General features: G+C 68.5%; 24 protein-coding genes and 3 pseudogenes. 6 read left to right on the top strand and 21 right to left on the bottom strand.

The genetic code is table 11. The features are described from left to right. Positions 1-91: 91 nt before the first annotated feature. The 4 genes and pseudogenes from MCHUDSM44219_RS01485 to MCHUDSM44219_RS01470 all read right to left on the bottom strand — a co-directional run. A pseudogene (locus tag MCHUDSM44219_RS01485) lies at positions 92-415 on the bottom strand (aldolase/citrate lyase family protein); the annotation flags it as partial. Continuing rightward, complete coding sequence (locus tag MCHUDSM44219_RS01480; protein WP_048416454.1) at positions 412-1,380, bottom strand: zinc-binding dehydrogenase; 969 nt, start codon at positions 1,378-1,380, stop codon at positions 412-414. The gene MCHUDSM44219_RS01480 and the pseudogene MCHUDSM44219_RS01485, both read right to left, overlap by 4 nt. 1 nt (position 1,381) lies before the next feature. After that, entirely contained in the window at positions 1,382-2,593 is a 1,212-nt protein-coding gene (locus MCHUDSM44219_RS01475) for a cytochrome P450 (protein WP_048416453.1), read from the bottom strand. Then, a complete protein-coding gene (locus MCHUDSM44219_RS01470; protein WP_048416456.1) occupies positions 2,590-3,294 on the bottom strand; it encodes a hypothetical protein in 705 nt (234 codons plus the stop codon). Before MCHUDSM44219_RS01470 ends, MCHUDSM44219_RS01475 begins: the two co-directional genes overlap by 4 nt. A gap of 99 nt (positions 3,295-3,393) precedes the next feature. On the opposite strand from MCHUDSM44219_RS01470, the gene MCHUDSM44219_RS01465 reads away from it, so the two are divergent. Together MCHUDSM44219_RS01465 and MCHUDSM44219_RS01460 are read left to right on the top strand one after the other, a co-directional pair. Further along, a complete protein-coding gene (locus tag MCHUDSM44219_RS01465) occupies positions 3,394-4,212 on the top strand; it encodes an SMP-30/gluconolactonase/LRE family protein (RefSeq protein ID WP_048416452.1) in 819 nt (272 codons plus the stop codon). Continuing rightward, positions 4,212-5,024: a thioesterase family protein gene (locus MCHUDSM44219_RS01460; RefSeq protein ID WP_048416451.1), complete on the top strand. Its 813-nt coding sequence runs from the start codon at positions 4,212-4,214 to the stop codon at positions 5,022-5,024. The genes MCHUDSM44219_RS01465 and MCHUDSM44219_RS01460 overlap by 1 nt, the downstream gene beginning before the upstream one ends. On the opposite strand, the gene MCHUDSM44219_RS01455 is transcribed toward MCHUDSM44219_RS01460, so the two are convergent. Beyond that, positions 5,019-6,185, bottom strand: a complete 1,167-nt coding sequence (locus tag MCHUDSM44219_RS01455; RefSeq protein WP_048416450.1) for a CaiB/BaiF CoA transferase family protein — start codon at positions 6,183-6,185, stop codon at positions 5,019-5,021. The genes MCHUDSM44219_RS01460 and MCHUDSM44219_RS01455 overlap by 6 nt on opposite strands. A 160-nt stretch (positions 6,186-6,345) precedes the next feature. Here MCHUDSM44219_RS01455 and MCHUDSM44219_RS01450 point away from each other — a divergent pair. Both MCHUDSM44219_RS01450 and MCHUDSM44219_RS01445 read left to right on the top strand, forming a co-directional pair. Beyond that, positions 6,346-6,648: pseudogene (locus MCHUDSM44219_RS01450) on the top strand (phosphotransferase); the annotation flags it as partial. 44 nt (positions 6,649-6,692) lie between these two features. Then, positions 6,693-7,235: a TetR/AcrR family transcriptional regulator gene (locus MCHUDSM44219_RS01445; protein WP_048416448.1), complete on the top strand. Its 543-nt coding sequence runs from the start codon at positions 6,693-6,695 to the stop codon at positions 7,233-7,235. A 14-nt stretch (positions 7,236-7,249) separates the two neighbouring features. Here MCHUDSM44219_RS01445 and rlmN read toward each other — a convergent pair whose 3' ends face one another. From rlmN to MCHUDSM44219_RS01420, 5 genes are all read right to left on the bottom strand, one after another. After that, entirely contained in the window at positions 7,250-8,365 is a 1,116-nt protein-coding gene (gene rlmN / locus MCHUDSM44219_RS01440) for a dual-specificity RNA methyltransferase RlmN (protein ID WP_048416447.1), read from the bottom strand. 16 nt (positions 8,366-8,381) lie between these two features. Beyond that, entirely contained in the window at positions 8,382-9,263 is an 882-nt protein-coding gene (locus tag MCHUDSM44219_RS01435) for a phosphatidate cytidylyltransferase (RefSeq protein WP_048416446.1), read from the bottom strand. A gap of 2 nt (positions 9,264-9,265) precedes the next feature. Continuing rightward, positions 9,266-9,823, bottom strand: a complete 558-nt coding sequence (frr, locus tag MCHUDSM44219_RS01430) for a ribosome recycling factor (RefSeq protein WP_048416445.1) — start codon at positions 9,821-9,823, stop codon at positions 9,266-9,268. A 71-nt stretch (positions 9,824-9,894) separates the two neighbouring features. Further along, positions 9,895-10,647, bottom strand: coding sequence for a UMP kinase (gene pyrH / locus MCHUDSM44219_RS01425; RefSeq protein ID WP_048416444.1), 753 nt, complete (start codon positions 10,645-10,647; stop codon positions 9,895-9,897). Positions 10,648-10,756: 109 nt separating this feature from the next. Then, entirely contained in the window at positions 10,757-11,446 is a 690-nt protein-coding gene (locus tag MCHUDSM44219_RS01420; RefSeq protein WP_048416443.1) for a class I SAM-dependent methyltransferase, read from the bottom strand. A 37-nt stretch (positions 11,447-11,483) separates the two neighbouring features. Here MCHUDSM44219_RS01420 and MCHUDSM44219_RS01415 point away from each other — a divergent pair, with 37 nt between their 5' ends. Then, on the top strand, positions 11,484-11,909 hold the full coding sequence (locus MCHUDSM44219_RS01415) for a MarR family winged helix-turn-helix transcriptional regulator (protein ID WP_082161976.1): 426 nt from the start codon (positions 11,484-11,486) through the stop codon (positions 11,907-11,909). Positions 11,910-11,925: 16 nt separating this feature from the next. Here MCHUDSM44219_RS01415 and galE read toward each other — a convergent pair whose 3' ends face one another. The 11 genes from galE to rpsB form a co-directional block, all read right to left on the bottom strand. Beyond that, positions 11,926-12,903 carry a UDP-glucose 4-epimerase GalE gene (gene galE / locus MCHUDSM44219_RS01410; RefSeq protein ID WP_048416441.1) on the bottom strand — a complete coding sequence of 326 codons (978 nt, stop codon included), beginning with the start codon at positions 12,901-12,903 and terminating at the stop codon, positions 11,926-11,928. A 17-nt stretch (positions 12,904-12,920) separates the two neighbouring features. After that, positions 12,921-13,541, bottom strand: coding sequence for a DNA-binding response regulator (locus MCHUDSM44219_RS01405; RefSeq protein WP_236695313.1), 621 nt, complete (start codon positions 13,539-13,541; stop codon positions 12,921-12,923). 366 nt (positions 13,542-13,907) lie between these two features. Continuing rightward, positions 13,908-15,917 carry a primary-amine oxidase gene (locus tag MCHUDSM44219_RS01400; protein WP_109777527.1) on the bottom strand — a complete coding sequence of 670 codons (2,010 nt, stop codon included), beginning with the start codon at positions 15,915-15,917 and terminating at the stop codon, positions 13,908-13,910. Positions 15,918-15,919: 2 nt separating this feature from the next. Then, complete coding sequence (locus MCHUDSM44219_RS01395) at positions 15,920-17,440, bottom strand: APC family permease (protein WP_048416438.1); 1,521 nt, start codon at positions 17,438-17,440, stop codon at positions 15,920-15,922. 22 nt (positions 17,441-17,462) lie between these two features. Next, positions 17,463-18,146: an ABC transporter ATP-binding protein gene (locus MCHUDSM44219_RS01390; RefSeq protein WP_048416437.1), complete on the bottom strand. Its 684-nt coding sequence runs from the start codon at positions 18,144-18,146 to the stop codon at positions 17,463-17,465. Between the two features lies 1 nt (position 18,147). Beyond that, positions 18,148-18,714, bottom strand: a complete 567-nt coding sequence (locus MCHUDSM44219_RS01385; protein ID WP_048416436.1) for an FtsX-like permease family protein — start codon at positions 18,712-18,714, stop codon at positions 18,148-18,150. After that, complete coding sequence (locus tag MCHUDSM44219_RS01380) at positions 18,711-19,886, bottom strand: FtsX-like permease family protein (protein WP_048416435.1); 1,176 nt, start codon at positions 19,884-19,886, stop codon at positions 18,711-18,713. Before MCHUDSM44219_RS01380 ends, MCHUDSM44219_RS01385 begins: the two co-directional genes overlap by 4 nt. Positions 19,887-20,005: 119 nt before the next feature. Then, on the bottom strand, positions 20,006-21,412 hold the full coding sequence (locus tag MCHUDSM44219_RS01375) for an amidase (protein WP_048416434.1): 1,407 nt from the start codon (positions 21,410-21,412) through the stop codon (positions 20,006-20,008). Between the two features lie 51 nt (positions 21,413-21,463). Next, positions 21,464-22,957 (bottom strand): sugar transferase, encoded by a 1,494-nt coding sequence (locus tag MCHUDSM44219_RS01370; RefSeq protein ID WP_082161975.1) that lies wholly within the window; start codon positions 22,955-22,957, stop codon positions 21,464-21,466. 339 nt (positions 22,958-23,296) lie between these two features. Further along, entirely contained in the window at positions 23,297-24,112 is an 816-nt protein-coding gene (gene tsf, locus MCHUDSM44219_RS01365) for a translation elongation factor Ts (protein WP_048416433.1), read from the bottom strand. Positions 24,113-24,121: 9 nt separating this feature from the next. Beyond that, positions 24,122-24,979, bottom strand: coding sequence for a 30S ribosomal protein S2 (gene rpsB, locus MCHUDSM44219_RS01360; RefSeq protein ID WP_043407647.1), 858 nt, complete (start codon positions 24,977-24,979; stop codon positions 24,122-24,124). Positions 24,980-25,258: 279 nt separating this feature from the next. Between rpsB and MCHUDSM44219_RS01355 the strand changes: the two are divergent. After that, a pseudogene (locus MCHUDSM44219_RS01355) lies at positions 25,259-25,473 on the top strand (M23 family peptidase); the annotation flags it as partial.

Below are 25,473 nucleotides of genomic sequence, written 5' to 3'. Positions count from 1 at the left end.
GGTCACGCTGCCGTCCCCGTTGACGCGCGTGCCTATGGTGGTGGGACGACCCCGACACAAAGGAGTGCGCGGTGACGCGATATCAACTGCCCGACACCACCGCCTGCCCGGCCTGCTCGGCCGTCTCGACCATCGCGATCACCACACCGTCGGCGCCCGCGTCGAGCACCCGACCGATGGGGGCGGCGTCGACGCCGGGCAGGCGCACCACCGTCGCGACAGCCGTGTGCTGCAGGCGACGCAGCATCACCGCGACGTCGACGTCGCTGAGATAACCGTGCTGGACGTCGAAACCCACATAGTCGTATCCGGCGCCGCCGAACGCCTCGGGGCCCAGCGCGGTGGGCCCGGTGATCCAACCGCCCCACACCTGTGTCTTGGTGGCCAGCGCGTCGTGCAGTCTGCTCGCCGTCACGCCACGATCGCGATCTTGATGCGCCCGGGCACGGGTCTGCTCGCCACCTCGAAAGCCTCCTGCACGTCGCCGATTCCGAAGGTGTGGGTCAGATAGCGGTCCAGCAGGCCGGGATGCTGGCGGGCGAAGGAGTCGGCGCGGCGCAGGACACGGCGGCGCTCCAGGGTCACTCCGGCCTTGAGGGTCAGGTTGTTCCGGAGCATGGTGCGCATGCTGATCGGATAGGCGTCGTCGTCGGGGACACCGAAGTAGAACACCGTCCCCCCGGACGCCGCCGCCTCCAGGGCGTGTGACAGCGTCGCCACCTGATGCCCGACCGCCTCGATCACGATGTCCGGCTTGGCCTCCGGGCGCAGATGCCGCACCCACCGGTCGCTGGTGGCCCGGACGACGCTGTCGACCCCGAACGACGGCCCGACGTCGTCGCGATCCAGCGGGTCGACGCCGGTGACGTGCGCTGCCCCTGCGGTTTTCGCGACGTAGGAGAACAGCAGGCCGATGGAGCCCTGGCCCAGCACCGCCACCCGGCGACCCGTCACGTCGGGAAGCTGCTCGACGGCGTAGAGCACGCAGGCCAGCGGTTGCAGCGCCACCGCGTGCTCGGGCCGCAGCGCCGGATCGTAGGAGACCAACCCCTCGCCGTCGGCGACGACCTGCTCCATCAGCCCGTCGAAACCCGAGGCCCACCCAACCACCCGGTCACCGGGCCGGTGCGCGGCGTGTCTGCTCGCGAGGACCTCGCCGGCGACCTCGTGAACCGGGAACCCGTCCATCTCGGCGGCATGCGCGCCGGTATCGCCCGCCAGCCTGCCCTGCGCCCCCCGGAACGCGGGCAGGTCGCTGCCGCAGATGCCGCCGGCGAGAAAGCGCAGCAGCACCTGACCCTCGGCCAGCGATTCCGGCGATGGTTGCGGCCGTTCGGTTCTCTCGAAGCGGTAGGGCGCGGTCAGGCGGTAGCACCACATGTCAGCCGACCTCGACCGGGACGCGGTTCCAGCCCCACTGGAAGCTCGACGGTGGTCGCGACGCCCGGTCGGCATCGACGTGGAATTCGGGCACGCGCCTGAGCCATTCGGTCACCATGATGGTGATCTCGAGGCGCGCCAGATGGGAGCCGAGGCAGAAGTGCTGCCCGCGGCCGAAGGCCAGCAGCCGCTCGATGGGCCTGTTCCACACGAAGTCATCGGGTGCGGCGTACTCCCGTTCGTCCCGGTTGGCCGAGGCGATCAGCGAGATGATCCGCTGCCCGGGCCGGATCGTGGTGTCGTGCAGGGTGAACGGCCGGCGCAGCGTGCGCGCGAACCACTGCGCGGGCGCGCAGTAGCGGATCATCTCCTCCCGCGCGATCGGCACGGTGGCCGCGAGGTCCTCCGTCACCGCGGCCAGCTGGTCGGGCCGGGAGCTCAATTCCCACAGCCCGTGCGCCACGATCTTGGGCACCGTCTCGGTGCCGCCGATGAAGACTCCGAGCATCTGGACGGCCGCTTCACTGTCGGTCAGGGCGGTCCCGTCCGGCAACCGGTAGGCCAGCAGGTTGTCGGCGATGGGCACCTCATCCCCCTCGCCCGCGCGCCGACGCGCCACCACCGGGATCAGGTGATCCAGATACCCGGGCCGGGCGTGGGCAACCTCGACACCGGAGCCGGGCTCGGCCAGGCTGCCGGCGTTGACGGTCGCCAGGACCTCCCCGGCGAGATCGGTGGGCAGGCCGACCAGTTCGCACACCACCGAAGCGGCGACGTTGCCGGCGTACTCGGCGGTGAGATCGAAGTGCCCGCGCGGCAACAGGACATCGAGCCGCTCGTTGGCCAGCTCGCGGATCCGCGTGGCGAGCGCGGCGATCTTCCTGGGCCGAAAGGGAGTGGCGGTGGCGCGGCGCACCTCGTCGTAGAGGGGCGCGTCGAAATGGGCGTGGAACGGCAACGGATGCAGCGGCGGGTCGGGTACCGGCCCGTCGTTGTGGGCGCCGAGCACCGCCGCCGAGGGCAACGTGCCCTCTGAGGCGACGAACGTTCCGTCGTTGACCTCCAACACCTTCCAGATGTCGGCGAACCGCGACAACGCGTAGGTGTCCCACTGCTCGAGGTAGTACACCGGGTACTGCTCGCGCAGCACCCGGTAGTACGGCAGCGGGTCGGTCATCACCGCGGGGTCGAACGGGTCGTAGCGAAAGCTCATCGCAGCGGCGACGGTGGCAGGGCGGCCAGGATGGAGTCCTCCCAGCCGTCACGTAGTGCGGGGGCGACGCTCATCCACGTGACGATCTCGGCGGGCGGGCTGTCCTTCCACGACGGGTAGTGGTTCTCGAAGCAGGCCCAGTCGCCGTCGAGGGCCCAGTAGTGGATGACCTCGTTGAACCGGAACGTGGTGATGAACGAGCCGAGCCAGCGCTTGCCGGTGGCCTCTGACCACGGCACATAGAGGCGTTCCAGTTCCCGGATGTAATCGTCCTGCCGGCCGGGTTTGGTCTGCATGATCTCCTGGATCACCAGGCCGGCCGTCACCTTCGCCTCGGTCAGCTGGGCCAGCGTCCTGTTGCTGCGACCGGCGTACATGATGCGGCCTTCGCCGCGGGCGCCGACGTCGCGCAGAAAACCCGCCCACGCCGCGGCCGCAGCCTCATGGCTTCCGCCGCGCGCCTGGGCCCGCCCGATGCGTGCGTAGTCGGCGAACGCGTCGAGCTCCCAGATCAGCGTCGCCTGCGGCCAGTGCCCGTTGTAGGGGGTCGTCTCCCACATCGCGAACAGTCGCGCGCCGAGGTCGGTCATTATCGGGTGGTAGAGGCCGCTGAACTGCGCGACGAACTCGTCGCTTCCCGCCGCGCCCAGATCGATGGTCTCGTGCAGGTAGAGCAGCGTGTGGCTGTGGTATTTCTTCATGGTCACGTCAGCACCCGGGGGCTGCAGGTAGTTGACAGCTGCACTCAGCGAGCGTGACACTTATCGAGTGTTTTGTAAAGCAGCGGAAGCTGCCGCCGAATGTCGCTGACCCCGTTGGCCAACGGCTTCTGCTTCGGCGAGGGCCCACGCTGGTTCGAGGGGCTGGTGTGGTTCTCCGACATGCTCGGCGAAGCGGTGCACACCGTGACGCTCGGCGGTGAACAGAGCACGCTGCCGCTGCCGGGGCACGCACCGTCCGGACTCGGCTTCCGCCCCGACGGAACCCTGCTGATCGTGTCCGCCACGCGCCGGCAGATCCTCGGTTACGACGGGGAGACGGTCACGGTCGTCGCCGACCTGTCGGCGCTGGTGCCCGCCGACCTCGGCGACATGGCGATCGACCGGCACGGCTGCGCGTACGTCGGCTCCCAGGCACGCAACGGCGGGGTGCTCGTGCGGATCGACCCGGACGCGCCGGCGGATGAGCGTGCCACCGTGGTCGCCGACGTCCTCGAGTTCCCCAACGGAATCGCGCTGACCGAGGACGGGACGACGCTGATCGTCGCCGAATCCACCGGACGCCGGCTGACCGCCTTCACCGTCGCCGAAGACGGAACGCTGCGCGAGCGAAGGGTGTTCGCCGAGGGCCTGGAAGGACCACCGGACGGTATCTGCCTCGACGCCGAGGGCGGGGTGTGGGTGGCGCTGACTCTGGCACACGAGTTCGCGCGGATCGAGCCGCTCGGCACGAACGGATACATCGTGACCGAGCGGATCACCCTCGGTGACCGGGCGGCCATCGCCTGCGCGCTGGGCGGCCCCGACGGGCAGACCTTGTTCCTGCTGTCGTCGGTGAGCGCATATCCGGAAACCCTGCGCGGAACCTCGGATTCGCGCCTCGACGCGATCACGGTCTGATGGCGGACTCGTACTTCGAGCTGCTCGACAGCGACGAACGGGGCGAGCGTTTCCGCGCGAGCGATTTCGTCCGCGGCACCTGGACGGCGACCATCCAGCACGGTGGGCCGGTGTCGGCGCTGCTGGTGCGCGGCCTGCAGCGCTGCGAGCGGCGTGACGACACCCGGCTGAGCCGGGTGCTGATCGACCTGCTGGGGCCGGTGCCCGCCGACGGCGACCTGTGGGTGCGGGCGCGACGGGATCGCGCCGGCAGGCAGATCGAGCTGCTCAGCGCCGAGATGTCGGCCCCAGGCCCGGACGGTGCGCCGCGGCCGGTGGCCCGCGCGAGCGGATGGCGCTTCCAGACCCAGGACACCGTCGAGGTGGCCGGCGCCTCGGCACCGCCGCTGCGGCCGCGCAGCGAGGCGGTCAGCCGGGACATGCGCAAGGACTGGGACCGCAACTATCTGCACAGCGTCGACTGGCGCTGGCTCACCACGCCCCGCGGCGAGCAACCCGGCGAATCGTGGATCCGGCCGGAAGCCGGCCTCGTCGACGGTGAGGCGATGACACCGCTCGAGCGTCTGTTCGCCGTCGCCGACAATGCCAACGGCATCGGCACGAAGCTCGACATCCATCGCTGGACGTTCCTCAACTCCGATCTCGCGGTGCACGTGCATCGTGTCCCGCAGGGCGAGTGGACCGGTATCCGCGCCGAGACCAGCTACGGTCCCGACGGCATCGGCACGACGATCGGCACCCTGTTCGACGAGCTGGGGCCGGTCGGCGCGATCCAGCAGTCGGTGCTGGTCCGGCGGCGCACGCCGTCATGACGAGCGCAGCCCGGCCAGCACCTCCTCGGTGTGTTCGCCCAGCCGCGGTGCGCTGCAACGGATCTCGAGTGGTGTGCCGTGAAAGTCCGCCGGGCTGGCCACCATCGGGACCGACGCCCCGGGGTCATGCGCGTCGGGGACGTAGACGATGCCGCCGGCGGCGTGGAACTGATCGTCGGCGACCACGTCCTCGAGCGTGTTGATCGGCGACCAGAACAGTTCGGGCTCCGCCGCGAAGGCGTCCGCCCACTCGTCGAGCGAGCGGGTCGCGAAGATCTCGTCGAGCGCGGCGATCAGCTCGGGTGCGTGCGCCGCGCGGTCCTGTGCGCTCACGTAGCGCTCGTCGGTCAGCCACTCGGGCCGTCCGACCGCACGGCACAGCGGGGGCCAGTGCCGTCCGGCCTGCAGTCCGACGATCCAGAACCGGCGTCCGTCACCGGCGGCGTAGTTGTTCATGCAGGGGTTGCCCATCGTCTCGCGTTGCCCGATGGCGATCGTATGCCCGGTGAGCAGGAACGTGGTGAGGTCGAAGCTCACGGTGTAGGCACCCTGCCGGTACAGCGACGTGGTGACGAGTTGCCCTGTGCCCGTTCGGTTGCGCGCAACCAGGGCCGCGCACACCGCCCCCGCGAGCGTCATCCCCGCCGTGTGGTCACCCATCCCGCCGCGCTGGAAGGGCGGCGTGTCACCGGGCCGGGTCAACAGGTGCGCCAGACCGGCGCGCGCCCAGAACGCCGCGACGTCGTAGGCCGCACGGTCGGCGTCCGGTCCGCTCTCGCCGTATCCGGTGATCAGCCCGTAGATCAGCCGCGAATTGCGTTGTGCGACATTCTCGAAGGCCAATCCGATCCGGCGCAGGGCGGCCGGCCGGACGTTGGTCAGGAACACGTCGGCGTCCTCGAGCAGGGCGAAGGCGGCGGCCCGACCGTCGTCGGTGGTGACGTCCAGCATGACGCTGCGCTTACCGCGGTTGTCCATCTCGAACGGGGGACTCGACTCCTCGATGCCCATCATCCGGCCGAAGCTGCGCGCGGGGTCGCCCGTCGGCGGCTCGATCTTCACGACGTCGGCACCCCAGTCGGCGAGGATCCCGCCCGCCGCCGGCCCGGCCACCCACACGCCCAGTTCGACGACCCTGATGCCCTCCAGCGGACCCGCCATGATCCTCGCTTTACAAATCACGCTTAACTTGTAAGCCTGTTGTGACTACCGGGTCCAAGCCTAGGAGGCCTGCGTGTCCGTCGGGGACGTACTCGTACACCTGGGCCGGGGTGCGCGCCGGATCGGCACCGACGCGGTGGCGGGCCGGTGGCGCCCGCTGCCCCGCCGAAAACTGGCCTACACCCTGGTGACCGGCATGGCCCCCGAGGACCGGCGCAACGCCGAGCGCGATCTGCTCGACCTCTACCGCCGGGCACTGGCGGCCGGGGGCGGGCCCGACCTGGATCGCGACGACCTGTGGGAGCGCTACCGCCAGGGTGCGCTCTACCCCTACGTCGCGGCGCTCACCACCGCCGGCCTGGGCGGGATGCAGGCCGAGGACGTCGCGATGCGCGGCCTCGAGCACGCGCTGGCCGCGCTCGAGGATCTCGACACCGTCGCTGCGCTGAGGAGATCCCTGTGACCGACCGCTTAGGATCGACGGCGAACCGAGCGAAAGACGAGCCCGTGAACCACCCCGCACGCGACCGCTCCGACGGCGAGGACACCTCGACGCGGCACCGGATCCTGGTGGCGACCGCAGAGGTGCTCGGCCGCAGCGGACAGACCAAACTGAGCCTGTCGGAGGTCGCGCTTCAGGCCGGGGTGTCCCGCCCGACGCTGTACCGCTGGTTCGCCGACAAGCAGGAGTTGTTGACCGCCTTCGGCATCTACGAGCGCGACATGTTCGAGACGGGGATCGCCAAGGCCACCGCCGGGCTGCGGGGCAACGACCGGGTGGACGCCGCGATGCGGTTCATCGTCGACTACCAGCAGTCCTACTCCGGGGTGCGGCTGGTCGACATCGAACCCGAGGTGGTGATCGGCCGGCTGGCCCACATCATCCCGGCGATGCGCGACCAGCTCGAGAAGTTGCTGCCCGGCCCCAACGGCGCGGTCAAGGCCGCGACCGCGGTGCGCGTGGCCGTGTCGCACTACATCGTGCGCAGCGACGACGCCGACCAGTTCCTCGCCCAGCTACGCCACTGCGTGGGCATCAGGAACAGCTGACGGCGACAGGTGGCTCAGCCCTGCGCGGCCAATTGCCCACAGGCGGCGGCGATTTCGCGCCCGCGGGTGTCGCGCACGGTGCAGGACACGCCGCGCTCGCGCACCCGGCGGACGAACTCCCGCTCGGCCGGTTTGGGACTGGCGTCCCACTCGCTGCCCGGTGTCGGGTTCAGCGGGATGACGTTGACGTGCGCCAGCGGCCCGAGCGCGCCGTGCAGCTTCTTGCCGAGCAGGTCGGCCCGCCACGGCTGGTCGTTGACGTCACGGATGAGCGCGTACTCGATCGACACACGCCGGCCGGTCGCGTCGGCGTAATACCGCGCCGCGTCGAGGGCCTCGCTGACCTTCCACCGGTTGTTCACCGGGACGAGCGTGTCGCGCAGTTCGTCGTCGGGCGCGTGGAGCGACAGCGCGAGGGTGACGTTGAGCTTCTCGTCGGCGAGCCTGCGGATCGCCGGCGCCAACCCCACCGTCGACACCGTCACCGACCGGGCGGAGATGCCGAAGCCCGCCGGCGGCGCCGCGGTGATCCGCCGCACCGCGGCCACCACGCGGTTGTAGTTGGCCAGTGGCTCCCCCATGCCCATGAACACGATGTTCGACAGCCGCGACCCGTCGCGATCGCGCAGTTCGGCCGCCGCGGAGCGGACCTGCTCCAGGATCTCGGCGGTCGACAGGTTGCGCGTCAACCCGGCCTGACCCGTCGCGCAGAACGGGCAGGCCATCCCGCAGCCGGCCTGCGAGGAGATGCACACCGTGTTGCGGTCCGGGTAGCGCATCAGCACCGACTCGAACGTCGTCTGGTCCACCGCGCGCCACAACACCTTGCGGGTCTCGCCGGCGTCGCACTCGATCTCGCGGGCAGCCCCGAACAGCGTCGGGAACAACACCTGACCCACCTGCTCGCGCACCGCGGCGGGCAGGTCGGTCATCTGCGTGGGATCGGCGATCAGCCGCCCAAAGTACTGGTTGGCCAGCTGCTTACCGCGAAACGCGGGCAGGCCGAGTTCGGCGACGGCAGCGGCGCGGCCGGCGTCGTCGAGATCGGCGAAGTGCCGCGGCGGCATCGCGCGGCGCGGGGCATCGAAGACGAGGGGCACGGCAGGCTTGGCCCCGGAGGATTCAGGCATGAGTACCGCCAGTATCTCAGGCCAGCAGGGTGAGCACGATCCATCCGGCGACGGCCGAGGGCAGCATGGCGTCGATGCGGTCCATCAGACCGCCGTGGCCCGGCAGCAGCGTGCCCATGTCTTTGATGCCCAGATCGCGCTTGACCTGCGATTCCACCAGGTCACCGCACACGCCGGTGATCACCAGCATCAGGCCGAGCGGGACGCCGACCCACCCCGGCTTGTCGAGCAGGAACGTGACCGAGAGCACGGCGGCGGTGACACCGAAGACCAGCGATCCGCCCAGGCCCTCCCATGATTTCTTGGGGCTGATGGCGGGCGCCATCAGGTGCTTGCCGAACAGCACCCCGGCGACATACCCCCCGATATCGGCGAAGACGACCGTCGCGATCACCGTGAAGACCCGCACGCCGCCGTGGTCAGCGAAGATGAGCAGCGCGGTGAACGCCCCGAACATCGGGACCCAGGTCGCCAGCAGGACGGTCGCGGCGATGTCGCGCAGATAGTTCACCGGCTGGCGGGTCAGCCCCTGACCGAGCAGCCGCCACACCATGCAGACCACGACGGTGCCGCCGTAGGCGCCGAGCAGACCCGCCGTCCCGAACGGCCAGGTCAGCCAGATCATCGCCTGGCCGCCGACCAGCAGCGGGATGGTGGGCAGCGCATAGCCGTGCTCGCCGAGCCGCCGGATCACCTCGTGGGTGGCGATGGCCATGGCCGCCGCCAGCAGCGGGAGCCACCAAATCGGCGCGAACAGCAGGATGCCGATCGCCATGGCGCCGAGCACCACGCCGACGCCGATGGCGGCGGGCAGGTTGCGGCCGGCGCGCGATTTCTTCTCCGTCGGCGGTTCACCGACCGGTTTGTCTGGCACGGGAGTCGATTGCTGGTCGGTCATCCTCAGACCTCCAGCAGTTCGCCTTCCTTGTGCTTGACCAGGTCATCGATCTGCGTCGTGTACTGCGCGGTGGTCTTGTCGAGATCCTTCTCGGCCCGGGTGACCTCATCCTCGCCAGCTTCGCCGTCCTTCTTGATGCGGGTCAGCTCCTCCATCGCCTTGCGGCGGATGTTGCGCACCGACACCTTCGCGTCCTCACCCTTGGACTTGGCCTGCTTGACCAGGTCGCGCCGCCGTTCCTCGGTCAGCTGAGGAATCGACACCCGGATGACGTTGCCGTCGTTGGTCGGGTTGACCCCCAGGTCCGAATTGCGGATCGCGTCCTCGATGTTGCGCAGCTGGTTGGCCTCGTAGGGCTTGATCACCACCATCCGCGCCTCGGGGACGTTGATGCTGGACAGCTGGGTGATGGGGGTGGCGGCACCGTAGTAGTCGACGTGGATGCGGTTGAACATGCCGGGGTTGGCGCGCCCGGTGCGAATCGACGCCAGGTCGTCCCGTGCCACCGACACGGCCTTCTCCATCTTCTCCTCGGCATCGAAGAGCGTCTCGTCGATCACCTAGGTCTTCTCCCGTCGCTTCGCTCGCATGCCCTCTCCCGTCACTGTCGCCGGCTCCCCCGCGGTTCCCCTCAGGTGGTGACCAGTGTGCCGATCTTCTCACCTGCCACGGCACGGGCGATATTGCCATCCGTGAGCAGGTTGAACACCAGGATCGGCATTCCGTTGTCCATGCAGAGGCTGAACGCGGTCGCATCCGCCACCTTGAGGCCGCGGTCGATGACCTCGCGGTGACTGATCGCGGTGAGCAGTTCGGCGTCAGGCTCGAGGCGCGGGTCGGCGGTGAAGACACCGTCGACGGCCTTGGCCATCAACACCACCTCCGCCCCGATCTCCAGCGCGCGCTGAGCAGCGGTGGTGTCGGTGGAGAAATACGGCAGACCCATGCCGGCGCCGAAGATGACGACGCGCCCCTTCTCCAGATGCCGCTGGGCGCGCAACGGGATGTACGGCTCGGCGACCTGACCCATCGTGATGGCGGTCTGGACGCGCGTCTGAATACCTTCCTTCTCCAGGAAGTCTTGCAGCGCAAGGCTGTTCATGACCGTGCCGAGCATGCCCATGTAATCCGAGCGGGTGCGCTCCATACCGCGCTGCTGCAGTTGGGCGCCGCGGAAGAAGTTGCCGCCGCCGATGACGACGGCCACCTGGACGCCGCTGCGCACCACCTCGGCGATCTGGCGTGCCACCAGGGCGACGACGTCGGGGTCCAGACCCACCTGGCCCCCACCGAACATCTCCCCGCCGAGTTTGAGCAGCACGCGGGTGTATGCGGGCCGGATCGACGACGCGCTCTCCCCGTTGCTGCTGGTGCCTTCCGCCATCCGACTCCTTCGGGGTCTCGCATAGATTCGCCGTCCCCGCGAGTGCCGCGGACGGCTGCCCTAATCCTGCCTCATCGCAGGCGCGAACCACGTCTGGGGTCGGCGCGCGTCACTCCCGGTGCGCGCTCAGCAGCCAGGCGGCCATCGACGTGCGGCCCGTGTCCTCGTGGCGGATGTCGGCGCCGGCGAACGCCTCGAAGTGCTCCGCGAAGTGCGGCGGCACGTTGGCATGGATGCGTGCGGGCCGGATCTCGTCTACGATCCAGTGCTTGGCGACCACGTCGCGCAGTTCGTCGGCGGTGACCGCGTTGACCGGTCCGTCCGCGGGCATCGCGGTCCGGTCGAAGACCAGTACGTAATAGGACGCGCCGGGCGCCGCCGCACGCGCGATCGAGCGCTGGTAGCCCTCGCGCAGTTCCACCGGCATGGAGTGGAACAGCGTGGAATCGACGATCGTGCCGAAGCGGCCGTCATAGCCGGTGAACGAACTGATGTCGGCGACGTCGAACGACGCGTTGGTCAGGCCGCGGCGGGCCGCCTCCTCGCGAGCGAGTGCGATGGCCGTCGGCGACTGGTCGAGACCCACCGTGGTGAAGCCGCGTTCGGCGAGGTACATCGAGGTCGCGGCCTCCCCGCAGCCGGCGTCGAGCACCTCCCCGTGGAACGCTCCCGCGTCGATCAGCGCACGGATCTCGGGCTGGGGTTCGTCGATGCTCCACGGTGGGCGACTGCCCGCCCCCATCTCCTGCGTCTCACCGCGGTACGCGGCATCGAACATCTCACCGGTCGGATTCGTCATACACACCTTGGTATCAACCAGATTGATATGCGTCAAGATGCTTGACATGAGTGACCGCGACGACGCGCCGCTGGGCTACCTGCTGCACCGGCTCTCCTCGGCCCTGCGCGCCGACGTGACCGCCGCGGTGCTCGAGCCGCTCGATCTGACCTTCCCCCAGTACATCTGCCTGCGTCTGCTGTCACGCCGGCCGGGGCAGTCCAACGCCGAACTCGCCCGCGACGTGATGGTGTCGCCGCAGGCGATGAACATCGTGGTACGCGGCCTGCAGGAACGTGGCCTGGTATCTCGGCCGGCGACCGTCCCGTCGGGCCGGTCCCTACCGGCCGAACTGACCCGCGAGGGCCGGGCCCTGCTCGCCCGCACCAACGACGGGATCCGCGCCGCCGAACAGCGGGTGCTCGGTGACCTCTCCGATAAGGATCAGCGCGAGCTGCGCCGCATCCTGTCCGAACTCGGCTGAACTCCGGCGCGGCCGGTCAGCGGGCAATCGGCATCTCACTCCTGTTCGACCAGGACTGCCACGCGCTGCCGATGATGTCGTCGAGGTCGTATCGGGATTGCCAACCCAGTCCGGCCCGTATCTTCGCGGCGTCCGCGATCACCGCCGGGGAATCGCCGGCGCGAGGCGGCCGCACGTCCCAGTCGAAGTCCAGTCCGGTGATGCGCCGCGCGGTGTGCATCACCTCGAGCACACTCGTCCCCGATCCGGTGCCGATGTTGTAGATCGCCGACGGAGCACCGGCACTCATCCCGCGAACCGCCGCGGCGTGCGCGTCGGCGACATCGGCGACGTGGATGTAGTCACGGATGCACGTGCCGTCGCGGGTCGGATACTCATCGCCGAAGATCTGCGGTGGCACGCCGGAACAGATCGCCCGGAACACCCTCGGGATCAGATTGTTCTCTCCCCGGTCAGCCAGATCGGGATCGGCAGCGCCGGCCACGTTGAAGTACCGCAGCGCGACCCAGTCGAGCGCGGTCGCGGCGGCCACATCCCGGATCATCTGCTCGCACATCAGCTTGGTCCAGCCGTACGGCGATGCCGGCGCCGTGACCGCCTGCTCGCCCACCAGGTCGCCCGTCGGTGCCCCGTAGACGGCAGCACTGGACGAGAACAGGATCTTGCCGACGCCCGCCTGCACCATCGCGGTCAGCACGCTGTGCATGCCGATGACGTTCTCCCGGTAGTACATCAGCGGTTCGGCAACGGATTGCTCGACGGCCTTCTTCGCCGCGACGTGAACGACGAGTTCGCATCCGTGCGCGCGCAGGTTCTCGGCCACCTGCTCGGTGTCGAGCACCGAACAGACGAACAACGGGGTGTCATCGGTCAACCGGTCCGGTGCCCCCGTCGACAGGTCGTCGATCACTGCCACGTCATGCCCATCGCGCCGCAACGCCAGCACCACGTGCGCCCCGATGTACCCGGCGCCTCCCGTCACCATGATCCTCATCGGGCCCCCCTCAACGGTTACAGGTCGCCGACCCGCAGCAGGCCGTCCTGGAGCGCGCGGGCGATCAGGGCGGCCTTCGTCGGCGCCGCCCTCCCCACCGACGCGTACTTGGCGCGCACTCGCTGCAGGTGGGTCCGCACCGTCGACGGCTCGATGCGCAGCGCTTCGGCGACGCCTTCGATGCTGCCGTTCCTGAACCAGGCGACGAGGACCTCACGCTCGCGCTGACTCAGTCCCGGCCGGCCCAGCCGCTTGTGGTTGAGCAGCGCCCGACCCATCCGCGGCGCGACATAGGGAAGTTGTCGATGCGCGGAGTTGAGCGCCTCGATCAGGTACTGACAGGCCTCGGACTTGATCACGTAACTGGCCGCCCCGAGGTCGAGGCTCGTGAGGATGACTTCGTCGTTGGCCAACTCGGTGTACACCACGACCCGATGACCGCTGCCGGTGATCTTGGCCAGCGACGCGAAGTCCGGCCCCTGCCGGTCGACGTCCACGTCGAACAACACGACGTCGACGGTGCCCGCGCGCTCCGGGTGTGCGGCGAAGAAGTGGTCGGGACTGCCGTAGCACTCGCCGATCCGTATTCGGTTTCCCGACTTGGCCACAAGAGGCTTGACGCCGGCGTGGGCGATCACGTTCGAGTCGATGACCGCGACGGATATGGCTGTCCGCCGAGTGTCTGTTGCGTACACCATTCTCATTCCCCCTTTAGCAGTGCCAGGATTCCCTCACCTAAGTTCGCCATCGATATCAACGGCAAACTTTTCTTCATTCTGGGCGGTTTGGCGAGCGGATTGCCCCCATGGTGGCACCTCACAGTTCCAGCAGCACGAGAAACAGGCTTTTTAGCTGATGACGCCTACTCTCCTCATCTGAACCCAGGAAAGTCAAGAGTCATTCTGGCGGGAGAAAGATGCGCTGACACGTGTATTTAGCAATGCAAATAAATGTCGCTGAAACTGTGAGTGGGTGAAAGGTCGGCCCGGTGGCGCCGGACGCTCTCAGGACTCCATCGCGCGTTCCGCGACCGGCAGCCCGGCATGGTTCGCGTGGCAGGCCTTCGGCGGTGACGGAGGGAGGTCCAGCGCCGGGTTGCCGTCGAAGAAGCCGATCGGCTTGAGGTGGAAGCCGGTGTAGGCGCACGGCATCACCGGCCAGTCCTCCGGACGCACGACATGATGTGCACCCAGCGTGTACCAGAGCACGACGTCGGTGTCCTCCAGCGGGGCGTCGTCGGCGATGAACTCCGGCAGACCCTGCATGTCGGCCGACTGATACATGTAGTCGCCGGCGGCGAACATCTCCTTCGGGTCGTACCGGGTCACCCAGAGGTTGTGCTGCACGAACCGGGCGCGGTCGTAGATGTGGGAACCCTCCTGCACCATCACCGGCACGATGTCCTTGGGCACCAGCTTGTAGGCCACCGGGCTACCCAGTTCGTTCACCTTCGACGGGTTGGCCACCTTCCAGTACCGGCCGGTCGACCAGTTCCAGTCCCGCGCTCCCTCGGCTTCGGACCCCACCAGCGTGTCCTGCACGATCCACGCGTTGCGGTGCGGGTTGAGCGCCGGATCCGGTTCGGGGACCGAATCCACTTCGTACACGCTGTTGTTCGGCCCGTCGACGCTCATGTCGAGCCGGAAGTTGAAGAAGTGCTGATGGTTCGGGCCGTAGATGCCCGGCGCCACCAACTTGCCCCAGCGTGGCGACTCCCCGTCGAGAACCGCCCCGGTCGTCAATACCCCCGACAGCTTCACCTCCACCTCGATCGAGGCGTCGTTGTAGAAGTACCAGAAGAACCCGTACTCGTAGTTGCCGACGGTGCAGATCATCGAGATGACCAGCCGGCGCGATCGCCGGACCTCCACTTCCTCGGTGCGGAAGTCGGTGTGCTTCCAGGAGATCCCGTAGTCCTCCTCGTGCATGCAGATCGCGTTCGGGATGGTCACCGCGTTGCCACTGGAGTCGTTCACCGTGCCGTCGAAGTAGTGGATCTCGCCCAGACAGTCACACCCCAGGGTCAGCGGGTTGGCCGAGAAACCCATGCCCACCTCACCCATGTCGAAGACGTTCTTGTTCCAGTGCGTGGGCGACGTGTCGCCGTAGGGCACCACCATCTCCGACAGCGAGCCCCGGTACAGGATCGGACGGGTCTGCCCGCGGTCGGTGTAGGTCACCTCATGCAACGTGACACCTTCACGCGGATTGAACCCGATGCGCAGAGACCACTTCTGCCACGTCACGTTCCACCCGTCGACGGTGAAGCTGGGCCCGTCGGGCTGGGTGATCTCGATCGGCTTGACATCGGGACGGAACTCGGTGAACGCCGGCCGGTTGTTCGGGTCGAACATGAACTCTTCGGAGTAGTTGCCCGCGGTCGGCGGCAGCGGAACCACGCCATGGTCCTCGACATCGATCACCACCATGGCATCGAGGTCGAAGGTGACGATCAGGCCTTCGACGGGACGGGCGTACCCGTGCTCCGACGGCGCCGCCCGCATGAACGTCAGCGGCCGGCAGATCAGCGGGGAGTTGTCGTAGTGGTCCTGACCGCCGTAGTAGCCGGCCGGCCACGGGTCGATCATCGCCAGGCTGAAATCGGTGACCCCCCGTTTGCGCATCGCCTCCTGCCACCGCGGATCCTCCCGGACCTTCTCCTCCACGCCCGTCATGTGCTCGACGAGGTAGGAGGGGAAGCGGCCTGGAATGGGCGTCCACGACTCGATCACGCGCGCCCCGAGGTCCACGACGGCCTCGTAGATCATCTTGGCCGCGGCGTCGTACATCGTCGCGAACGCACACCGCGCGACATCCGCCCCGGCGAACGTGAGCGAGGCCGTCTTCGCCGGCTCGGCCAGATAGATCATCACGAACTTCAAAGTGGGGGTGGCGAATTCGCTCGCCATGATCACGGCCGCGGCGGCTTCGATCTCGGCCCCGGTGAGCGGGTCGAGGGGATACTGGCCGGACATGCCGGCCGATTCCGCACCGGGCGTGCGGGTGTCCTCCATCGTCACTTGTCGATTCCCTCTGCTTCCTTGTCGTCGCTGCCGGTGAGATCGAAGACGGCCAGGTGGGCCAGCGCGTCCTCCTGTGAGACCTTGTGCGCCGAGCGGCGCCCGAAGATGTAGACGGTCAGGCCGAGCGCGAACATGCCGAGGCTGATGCCGCCTACCCACGTCATCCACGTGGCGGTGGGCACGTCGATCCACGGCGTGACGAACGAGTAGTACACGCCGCCGATGGTGCCGAGAGTGCCGACGGCGACGGTGATCCACACGCCGGTCATCCCGCCCGGGATGCGCCAGAACTGTTCGTTGGCGTAGCGGTCGGCGTACTTGCGGCGGGCGATGATCACCGGGAACAGGAAGAAGAACCCGGACAGCAGCCACACCGTCGACAGCCCGCCCTGCAGGTAGATCGTGACGTTGGCCATGCTGCTCTGCGAGTAGAGGCCGACCAGGATCAGCGACGAGATGACGCCCTGGATCAGGATGGCGGTCACCGGGTTGCGGGTGCGCGGGTTCAGGTGGGTGAACAGGCGCGGCAGGTGCCGCTCGAGACCCGAGACGAAGATCAGCCGGGAGTAGGCCACCTGATAGGTCATCAACGCGACGATGATGATGAACGCCAGCACGATCGCGCACACCTCCATCAACCCGGGGAAGCCCGCGACGTCGAGCATGCCGATCACACCGGTGACGGGGTCGATCTGGTCGGTGGGCAACGCCATCATCGTGCCGAGCGTGGTCAGCAGGTAGATCGCGACGAGCGCGGCCGACCCCCACAGGATCATCTTCGGACCGCTCTTGCGTACCGAGAGGAACTCCGCGCCCATGTTGTAGGGCGTCTCGACGCCGAGAAGGTACAGCAGCACCGTGCCGTAGAGGAAGCCGGCGACGGCGAAGTTGGGGATGGTGGCCTCGGCCCAGCTGAACGGGGTGGCCGACCCGTTCTTGACCGCGAACAGGAGACCGGAGATGAAGATCGTCAGCGTCAGCAGGCCGTACACGACGAAGACGATGTTCATGATGCGCTGGCTCGCAGCCAGTTTCGCCAACGCGAGACCGATCACGGTCCACAGGATCACCAGCTGCAGGATGATGCTCGTGGTCAAGCCGAGCTCGGCGTGGAAGGCCAGCAGCAGGAACTGCAGCACCACCGCGGGCGAGGACGCGGCGTTGAGGATCACCGGCACCCAGGACAGGTAGCCGCCGATGAAGCCCCACGTCTCCCCCATCGTGCGGGTGGCCCAGATGTACACCCCGCCCTGCCCCGGCCACAGGTTGCCGAGCTCGACGACGGCCATGCCGGCAGGGATCAGGAACGTCAGGATGCCCAGTACCCACATCGGGATCGCCGTCCAGCCACCGGCCGCCATCACCGATGAACCGGTGACCCAGCAGATGATGAAGACGTATGCCGCGGTCAGACCGAAGGTGGTCATCACCTTGGGCAGGATCTGCTCGGGGACGAGCTCGGTGGTCATGAGCGTGTCGCGACCGGCAGGCGGCGCGGGCTCTGTCTGTGTCATGCCTTCTCCCACATCTGTTGTGTCAGTTGACGATCTGTCCGTCTTTCATCCGGACGACACGGCTCGCTTCGTCGGCCACCGTGGGGTCGTGGGTGCTGGCGACCACGGTGACGCCCATGGTCGAGCACAGGTCACGCAACATCCGCACCACCGTCTCCCCCGTGCGGTGATCCAGATTGGCCGTCGGTTCGTCGGCCAATACCAGCGTCGGGTTGCTGATGAGCGACCGCGCGATCGCGGTGCGCTGCTGCTCGCCGCCCGACATCTTGGTGGGTTGGTGATCGATGCGGTGGCCGAGGCCGACCAGTTCGAGGAGCTCGATGGCCCGCCGGCGCAGCGCGGCACGGTCGTAGGGCTCGAACATCAGTGGTAGCTCGACGTTCTCGACCGCCGACAGGAACGGGATCAGGTTGTAGCTCTGGAAGATGAAGCCCACGGTGTCGTGCCGCAGCGCCGCGAACTGGCTCTCGGTCAGCGCCGCGGTGTCCTTGCCGGCGACCCGGACGGTGCCCTTGGTCGGCCGGTCGAGCCCGCCGATGATGTTGAGCAGGGTGGACTTGCCGCTGCCACTGGGCCCCATCAGGCACACGAATTCGCCGGGCATCACCGTCAATTGGGCGGCCATCAACGCCTTGACCACCTCGTCGCCGAGCTTGTGCAGCCTCCACACGTCCGAGATCTCGATCACGGGGGCGGGTGCGGTCATGTCAGCTTCCTTCGGTCAGCGATCGGATGGGCGGACGGGAGGCGGCCTTCCAGGTGGGCACGACGCTGGTGGCCAACGCGGCCACGATGCTGACCGCGACGGCCACCCCGGCCCCGACCGCCAGCCCCACCGTCGACACCCCGGTACCGACGACTCCGGCTGCGGCGAGCACGACACCGGTCAGCACGGCGAGCAGTGCCCCGATCAGAGCTCCTGCCAGCGCGGCGATCACGGGTTCGACGAGCAGCGCGGCGACGACGGGCGCGCGGGGGATGCCGTTGGCGCCCAGCACCCCCAACTCGCGGGTGCGGTGCGCCACGGTCCGGGTGGTCGCCACCGCCACTTCGGCGACGCCGACCAGGAGCACGGTCACCGCGATCAGCACCACCGCGCGACTGATCTCGTCTGCGTGGCCCAACGCGGCGGACTGGGTGCGGATCCCGTCGGACATGCCGAACACCAGCACGACGAGATACGCACCGGTGGCGGTGGTGACGGCCGGCAGCACCATCTCGCGGATCCGCCGCCGCGCCGCCAGCCAGCCGTAGGACAGGCCGTTGCCGATCATCGGGCCCCCAGCAGGGCGACGGGCCGCTGCTGCAGCAACCGGTGCACCGGGACCAGCGCGCCGACGATCGCCATCGCGGGCAGGAACATCGCGGTCATCGCGACACCCTGCAGCCACGCCGTCGGGGTCGCGATCCCCGGAATCACCAGGGCCACAGCGATTCCAGCGGCAGCGATGCCGACGACGTAGGCGGCCAGGAACACGATCGCCGATTCGACCAGGAAGAAGTACAGGACCTCGTCGGCCAGCCCGATGCTGGACATGATGCCGAATTCGCGCCGCCGCTCGGTGACCGCCGCGAGGAAGGACGACACCGCGATCACGAAGCCGAGGGCGAGACCGATGGTGGAGATCAGACCGAGCGTCGATCCCGTCACCTTGCCCGAGAACAGCGCCGAGAACTTCTGCTCGAAGGTCAGCGGGCCGGATCCTCCGACGGTGTCGTAGATGAGCCCGGCACCGGCAGGGTCGGGTCGTACCGCTGGATCCGGGGTGGACGGCAGGCTGACCGCGGCCCCGAAGATCTGCGCGAGATCGCGGCGCTGCGCCGACCCGGCCGCCGCCGATACGATCCACCAACCGTTCTGTCCCACAACGTTTTCGGCCACCTCTGTCGGCACGGTCAGGGATTCGCCGGTGCCGTCGACCGTGACCTGCAGGCTCTGTCCACCGACGGTGACGCGGTCACCGGCACCGAGTCCGAGCCGCTCGCCCAGTCCTGAGCCCACCGACGCCTCGCCCGCGGCGACGGCGTCGCTGCCGCGCAGCGACACCGACTGGCCGTTCACCTGCGTCACCCCGGACAGGACGCGGCTCGCACCCCAGCCCGGCGGGGCGGAGATGTCGGGTGCGGGACCGTCGGCGACCAACGCCTGGACGTCGGGGTCGTAGTGCACCCCCGCGGCGGGCACCACCCACAGCGCCCCGCCGGCGAGCACGTCGGTGACCGAATTCTCGCCGGTGATCGCGAAACTCGCCGATACGGTGCGCACCACGGTGACGCAGGCGATCGCCAGTGCGATGCCGAGCACCGACAGCACGAACCGTTCGGGCCACCGCCTGATGTTGGCCAGGGCGAACCGGACGAGGCACAGAACCGTGTTCTGCGAGCCGACGGCGATCTGCGGTGATCGGACCACCGTGGGCGCGTCGCCGACCTGACTGGTCTCCACGAGAAGCGATGCTGCGAGCACAACGTAACGGCCGCAGCCACCGGCAATGTCGGCGGTGTTAACTCACCACGGGTCCCGTTACGTCACGGTGTCGGGCGCACAACGGATTTCGTCGGTGGTCAGTCCGAGATCGTGCGCCAGGGTCGCGCCTGCTCGAGCTCGTAGGCCAGCGCGAGGAGCCGGGCGTCGTGGCCGAGCGGCGCCGAGAACATCATGCCGACCGGCATCCCCGACGCAGAATGGGCCAGCGGCAACGAGATTGCCGGTTCCCCCGTCACGTTCTGCAGCGGCGTGAACGCCACCCATTCGATGAGCCGGTCGATCACCTGCTGGTAGTCGGCCGTCGGATCGAGGTGCCCGATCCGCGGCGTGACGTCGGCGAGCGTCGGCGTGAGCAGGACGTCGTAGGTCCCGTGCAGCCGGGAGGTGATCCGGCGGGTGCGCGCCAACCGGGCGAGCGCGGTCGGCAGGCGGACCAGGTTGCGGGCGGCGTGCCGCTCGAGGCCGAGCGTGAGATTGTCCAGCCTGCTGCGGTCGAACGTCTCCCCGAACATGCGCTGCCCGCCGCGGACCAACGCGAACGCCAGAAACGACCAGTAGAGGAGGAAGTCGTCGATGAATCGCGCGGGGATCGGGTTGTCGATGACGCTCACCCGATGCCCGAGTTCCTCGAGCAACGTGGCGGTCTTGAGGGTCAGTTCGACGATCTCCGGCGCCGAGTCCCGCGCGATCGACCGGGTGCACACCGCGACGTGCAGGCGTTCGGCGCCAGGACCGGTGACGTCGCCCACCGGCGGCAGCTTCGGGCCCGCGACGATGCGTTCCATCTCCCGGTAGAACGCCGCGGTGTCGCGTACCGAGCGCGTGAGGACGCCGTTGTGCACGATGCGCAGCGGCATCTGGCGCACGTTCTTGTCCAGGGGCAGACGTCCGCGCGAGGGCTTGAGACCGACCAGGCCGTTGCACGCCGCGGGGATCCGGATCGAGCCGCCGCCGTCGTTGGCGTGGGCGATCGGCACGACGCCGGCGGCGACGAACGCGCCCGACCCGGAGGACGACGCACCGGCCGTGTGCTCGACGTTCCACGGGTTGCGCACCGGGCCCAGCCGGGGATGTTCGGCCGAGGCGCTGAAGCCGAACTCGGAGAGTTGCGTCTTGCCCAGCGGCACCAGTCCGGTGGCCAGGTAGGCGCGGGCGAAGTCGCCGTCAGCGGGGGCGGGTCGCGCCTCCCAGGCGTCGGCGCCCTCCCGGGTCGGCATGCCGGCCACCGCGACGTTGTCCTTGATGAACGACGGCACCCCGTCAAAGAAGCCGCCGTAGGGCGTTGCCTGGCGGGCTCGGGCCCGCGCGCGGTCGAACGCCTCGTAGGCCAGGCCGTTGAGTGCCGGGTTCACCGCCTCGGCGCGGGCGATGGCGGCGTCGACGAGTTCGGTGGGAGATACCGACCCGCCCCGCAGCGCCTCCACGGCACCCACCGCATCCAGGTCGCCGAGGGCGTCGTCGCCGAAAGCATCAACACGGTCCATGGCCGCGACGGTACCAAAGCGTACCGGGGGGCAGGCGCGGGCCGGGGCTCCTCACTCAGCGCGGCGCAGCACCGCGCCGACGGTCATGGCCAGGATCTTCCAGTCCAGCCACAGCGACCAGTTCTCGATATAGAAGTTGTCCCATTCCGCGCGGTCGGCGATCGATGTCTGGCCACGCAGGCCGTGCACCTGGGCCCAGCCCGTGATCCCCGCTTTCACGCGGTGCCGGTCGCCGTAGCGGGCGATCTGGACGTTGAACAGGTCGACGTACTCCGGGCGCTCCGGCCGCGGACCCACCAGGCTCATCTCACCGCGGATCACGTTGACCAGCTGGGGAAGTTCGTCCAGCGACGTGGCCCGCAGGATCTTGCCGATCCGGGTCCGGCGGTCCTCCCCCTCGACGCCGCCGGGCGCGCGGTCGGCACTGCGCTGGAAAGCCGCATCGGCATCGCTCGGCGGGCGCATCGAGCGGAACTTCAGGCACTGGAAGACGCGGCCGTCGCGTCCGATCCGCGGTTGGCCGAAGAAGATCGGCCCCGGCGAGCTCAGCCGGACCAGCAGCATCAGTGTGAGGAACAACGGCGAGATCACCAGCAGGCCGAGGGCTGCGAACAGCCGGTCGGAGATGTGCTTGACCGCGAACTGCCAGCCGCGCGGATCGGTGCTGGGGACCGCGATCAGCGGCAGGCCGCCGATGTGGTCGATGTGGGCGTGCACGCCGATCGTGTCGAAGATCCGCGGCACGATCCACACCGCCATCCCGCGTTTGTGCGCGACCTTCACCGCGGCGGTGATGGCGTCGTCGCGGGTCCGGGAGAACGCGACGATGAGACACTGCGCGCCCGTCTGGGTGATGACGTCCTCGAGGCCTTCGAGCTTGCCCAGATACGGGATGCTCGCCGGCTTGTCGCGGTCCAGGCCCATCGAGGGCACGTCGTCGTCGATCAGCCCGACCGGCCGCAACCCGTACTGCGGGGTGACCTCGAGCCGCTCCACGACTTTGGCCGCGATCCTGCCGTTGCCGACGATGAGGGTCGGCGAGATCAGCCGGTCGCGACGGAACTGATGGTTGCGGATCAGGAACCACACCAGGCGGCCGAGCGGGATCAGAACCGCTGCGCACATCCACACCTTGGCCACGGCCGGGCCCCTGTTGAGACCGTCGAGGTCGGGGTTCAGGATGAGCCCGCTGAGGAGCAACATCGCCGCGACGGAGGTGAGCGCCTCGATCTTGGGCAGCTCGTCGAGGAAGGAGCGGTTCAGCGAGCGCTTGTAGAGGCCGCGAATCGCGAAGAGAGCGACCACCGTCGGCGCGAAAAAGCACATCATCTTGCTCGGCGGCAACGTGTTGGAACTGAGATTCGCCCACGTCATCCCGACCGCGACCGCCAGCGACGCCGTCGACAGGTCGATCGCCGCGAGGACAAGAGATCCGCGCCCTTTGCGGCGCGACGCGTGCACCAGCTCGAGGGGCAGCACCGGATCCCGGTGCACGGGCGACAGCGAGGCCTTTGCCGGGCGCGGCGAGTCGACGATGCCGGTCATTGTTGACCAGTCGCTATCTCGGCTGCCTCCACGACAGAAGGTTAACTCTGCGCGGCCGCATCTGTCGGCATTTGACGCTCTGACGTCGCAACGGAACGATTTGAGTGACCGGTCAAGAGTTTGCTACGTGTCCCCGGGCGGAGATCCGGCAAAAGCGTCGGTCCGTTGTAGCGCCCTGTCCCGCGAACCTCGGAACACGGAATTATTGTCGCGATCAACGATTGTCGATACCGGCCGCGCGGATCTGGCAAAAACATCCGACGCGCCCCGCGATTGTCCACCTGCTACGCAGACGGCCCCCGGAACCGAGGTTCCGGGGGCCGCGTTGCGGAGCTGGGGTCAGGCCTGACCGACCTCGAACCGGACGAACCGGGTCACGGTCACGCCGGCCTCGTCGAGCAGCGCCTTGACGGTCTTCTTGTTGTCGGACACCGACGGCTGGTCGAGCAGCACGACGTCCTTGTAGAAACCGGTGACGCGGCCCTCGACGATCTTGGGCAGCGCCTGCTCGGGCTTGCCTTCGTTGCGGGCCGTCTCCTCGGCGATGCGACGCTCGTTGGCGACGATGTCCTCGGGCACGTCCTCACGGGTGAGGTACTTGGCCTTCAGCGCGGCGATCTGCAGCGCGACCGCATGCGCGGCCGACTTGTCGTCACCGGTGTACTCCACCAGCACACCCACGGCCGGCGGGAGGTCCGCGGCACGCTTGTGCAGGTAGGTCTCGACCGTGCCGTCGAAGTAGGCGACGCGGCGCAGCTCGAGCTTCTCGCCGATCTTGGCCGACAGGTCGGCGATGACCTGCTCGACCGTGGAGTCGCCGGCCTGAGCGGCCTTGAGGGCGTCGACGTCGGTCGCCTTGGCCGCGGCCGCGGCGGCCACGATCTGGTCGGCGACGGCCTGGAACTCGGCGTTCTTGGCGACGAAGTCGGTCTCGGAGTTGAGCTCGATCAGCGCGCCGTCCTTGGCGGCCACCAGGCCCTCGGCGGTGGCGCGCTCGGCGCGCTTGCCGACGTCCTTGGCACCCTTGATGCGCAGGAGTTCCACGGCCTTGTCGAAGTCGCCGTCGGCGTCGACGAGCGCGTTCTTGCTGTCCATCATTCCGGCGCCGGTCAGCTCCCGCAGGCGCTTGACGTCGGCAGCGGTGTAGTTAGCCATTGATGTGTCCTAGGGATTCGGGGCGGGGGTGGGTTCGGTCTGGATGTCGGCCTCGGGCGTTCCCGGCGCGGCACCTGCCGCGGTCGGCGACGCCGTGGCACCGGCCAGCAGCTCCTGCTCCCACTCGGCCAGCGGCTCCGCGGCCTCGGCATCGGACTTGTCGCCACCGGAACCGGCGCCGGCACGTGCCTGCAGGCCCTCGGCGACCGCGGAGGCCACCACCTTGGTCAGCAGCGCGGCCGAGCGGATGGCGTCGTCGTTGCCCGGGATCGGGTAGTCGACGAGGTCCGGATCGCAGTTGGTGTCGAGGATCGCGATGATCGGGATGTTCAGCTTGCGGGCCTCGGCGACCGCGAGGTGCTCTTTGTTGGTGTCGACCACCCAGATCGCCGACGGAATCTTCTGCATGTCGCGGATACCGCCGAGCGATCGCTCGAGCTTGTTCTTCTCGCGGGTCAGCATCAGGATTTCCTTCTTGGTGCGACCCTCGAACCCGCCGGTCTGCTCCATCGCCTCGAGCTCCTTGAGGCGCTGCAGCCGCTTGTGCACGGTGGAGAAGTTGGTGAGCATGCCGCCGAGCCAGCGCTGGTTCACGTACGGCATGCCGACGCGGGTCGCCTCCTCGGCGATGGATTCCTGCGCCTGCTTCTTGGTGCCGACGAACATGATGGAGCCGCCGTGCGCGACGGTCTCCTTGACGAACTCGTACGCCTTGTCGATGTAGGTCAGCGTCTGCTGCAGATCGATGATGTAGATGCCATTGCGGTCGGTGAAGATGAACCGCTTCATCTTGGGATTCCAGCGCCGGGTCTGATGCCCGAAGTGGGTGCCGCTGTCGAGCAGCTGCTTCATGGTCACAACAGCCATGGTTGTCAGATACCTTCAGTTGTCGGTTGTCGTCCGGCATCGGGTGAGCCGGACCCTGGCGACTGCTTCGATGCCGGACCCGATCGCGAGAACGGGACCGCCGGCAAACAGGTGACGAACCCGGGGGGCTCGTGCAGACGCGCGAAGTCAGCCCGCGCAAGCGAGCTGCGCTAGGGAGTTTACACGCTGCCCAGGGGTGGTTTGACCACCGCGACCAGCCATCCCCAGCCGTCCCGATCGGGGCTGGCCGGCGCCGCAGCCGCGCGGTGGACTCGCGGGATGCGTGTGCTGGCGGTTCTCCTGGTCCTCGCGGTGATGTGGGCCGCGCCGGTGGGGGCCGACGGCGCCCGGCTGGAGTGGCCGCTGCGTCCGCGGCCGGCGGTGGTGCGGGCCTTCGACGCGCCGTCGCCGAACTGGCAGCGCGGGCATCGCGGGCCGGGCGATGCCGGTGCGGCGGAACGCGTGCACGAGCCGGCGGACACCCTTGGTGAAGC

It is taken from the genome of Mycolicibacterium chubuense (assembly GCF_001044255.1).
Classification (GTDB): domain Bacteria; phylum Actinomycetota; class Actinomycetes; order Mycobacteriales; family Mycobacteriaceae; genus Mycobacterium; species Mycobacterium chubuense.
Note: the sequence above shows the minus strand (reverse complement) of the source record. Positions and strands in the feature narration are given on the sequence as shown.

Excerpts from the sequence above, each read along its gene's own strand:
- MCHUDSM44219_RS01480 (WP_048416454.1), bottom strand. The coding sequence starts at position 1,380 with ATGTGGTGCTACCGCCTGACCGCGCCCTACCGCTTCGAGAGAACCGAA.
- MCHUDSM44219_RS01475 (WP_048416453.1), bottom strand. The coding sequence starts at position 2,593 with ATGAGCTTTCGCTACGACCCGTTCGACCCCGCGGTGATGACCGACCCG.
- MCHUDSM44219_RS01470 (WP_048416456.1), bottom strand. The coding sequence starts at position 3,294 with ATGAAGAAATACCACAGCCACACGCTGCTCTACCTGCACGAGACCATC.
- MCHUDSM44219_RS01465 (WP_048416452.1), top strand. The coding sequence starts at position 3,394 with ATGTCGCTGACCCCGTTGGCCAACGGCTTCTGCTTCGGCGAGGGCCCA.
- MCHUDSM44219_RS01460 (WP_048416451.1), top strand. The coding sequence starts at position 4,212 with ATGGCGGACTCGTACTTCGAGCTGCTCGACAGCGACGAACGGGGCGAG.
- MCHUDSM44219_RS01455 (WP_048416450.1), bottom strand. The coding sequence starts at position 6,185 with ATGGCGGGTCCGCTGGAGGGCATCAGGGTCGTCGAACTGGGCGTGTGG.
- rlmN (WP_048416447.1), bottom strand. The coding sequence starts at position 8,365 with ATGCCTGAATCCTCCGGGGCCAAGCCTGCCGTGCCCCTCGTCTTCGAT.
- MCHUDSM44219_RS01435 (WP_048416446.1), bottom strand. The coding sequence starts at position 9,263 with ATGACCGACCAGCAATCGACTCCCGTGCCAGACAAACCGGTCGGTGAA.
- pyrH (WP_048416444.1), bottom strand. The coding sequence starts at position 10,647 with ATGGCGGAAGGCACCAGCAGCAACGGGGAGAGCGCGTCGTCGATCCGG.
- MCHUDSM44219_RS01420 (WP_048416443.1), bottom strand. The coding sequence starts at position 11,446 with ATGACGAATCCGACCGGTGAGATGTTCGATGCCGCGTACCGCGGTGAG.
- MCHUDSM44219_RS01415 (WP_082161976.1), top strand. The coding sequence starts at position 11,484 with ATGCTTGACATGAGTGACCGCGACGACGCGCCGCTGGGCTACCTGCTG.
- galE (WP_048416441.1), bottom strand. The coding sequence starts at position 12,903 with ATGAGGATCATGGTGACGGGAGGCGCCGGGTACATCGGGGCGCACGTG.
- MCHUDSM44219_RS01400 (WP_109777527.1), bottom strand. The coding sequence starts at position 15,917 with ATGGAGGACACCCGCACGCCCGGTGCGGAATCGGCCGGCATGTCCGGC.
- MCHUDSM44219_RS01395 (WP_048416438.1), bottom strand. The coding sequence starts at position 17,440 with ATGACACAGACAGAGCCCGCGCCGCCTGCCGGTCGCGACACGCTCATG.
- MCHUDSM44219_RS01390 (WP_048416437.1), bottom strand. The coding sequence starts at position 18,146 with ATGACCGCACCCGCCCCCGTGATCGAGATCTCGGACGTGTGGAGGCTG.
- MCHUDSM44219_RS01385 (WP_048416436.1), bottom strand. The coding sequence starts at position 18,714 with ATGATCGGCAACGGCCTGTCCTACGGCTGGCTGGCGGCGCGGCGGCGG.
- MCHUDSM44219_RS01375 (WP_048416434.1), bottom strand. The coding sequence starts at position 21,412 with ATGGACCGTGTTGATGCTTTCGGCGACGACGCCCTCGGCGACCTGGAT.
- MCHUDSM44219_RS01370 (WP_082161975.1), bottom strand. The coding sequence starts at position 22,957 with ATGACCGGCATCGTCGACTCGCCGCGCCCGGCAAAGGCCTCGCTGTCG.
- tsf (WP_048416433.1), bottom strand. The coding sequence starts at position 24,112 with ATGGCTAACTACACCGCTGCCGACGTCAAGCGCCTGCGGGAGCTGACC.
- rpsB (WP_043407647.1), bottom strand. The coding sequence starts at position 24,979 with ATGGCTGTTGTGACCATGAAGCAGCTGCTCGACAGCGGCACCCACTTC.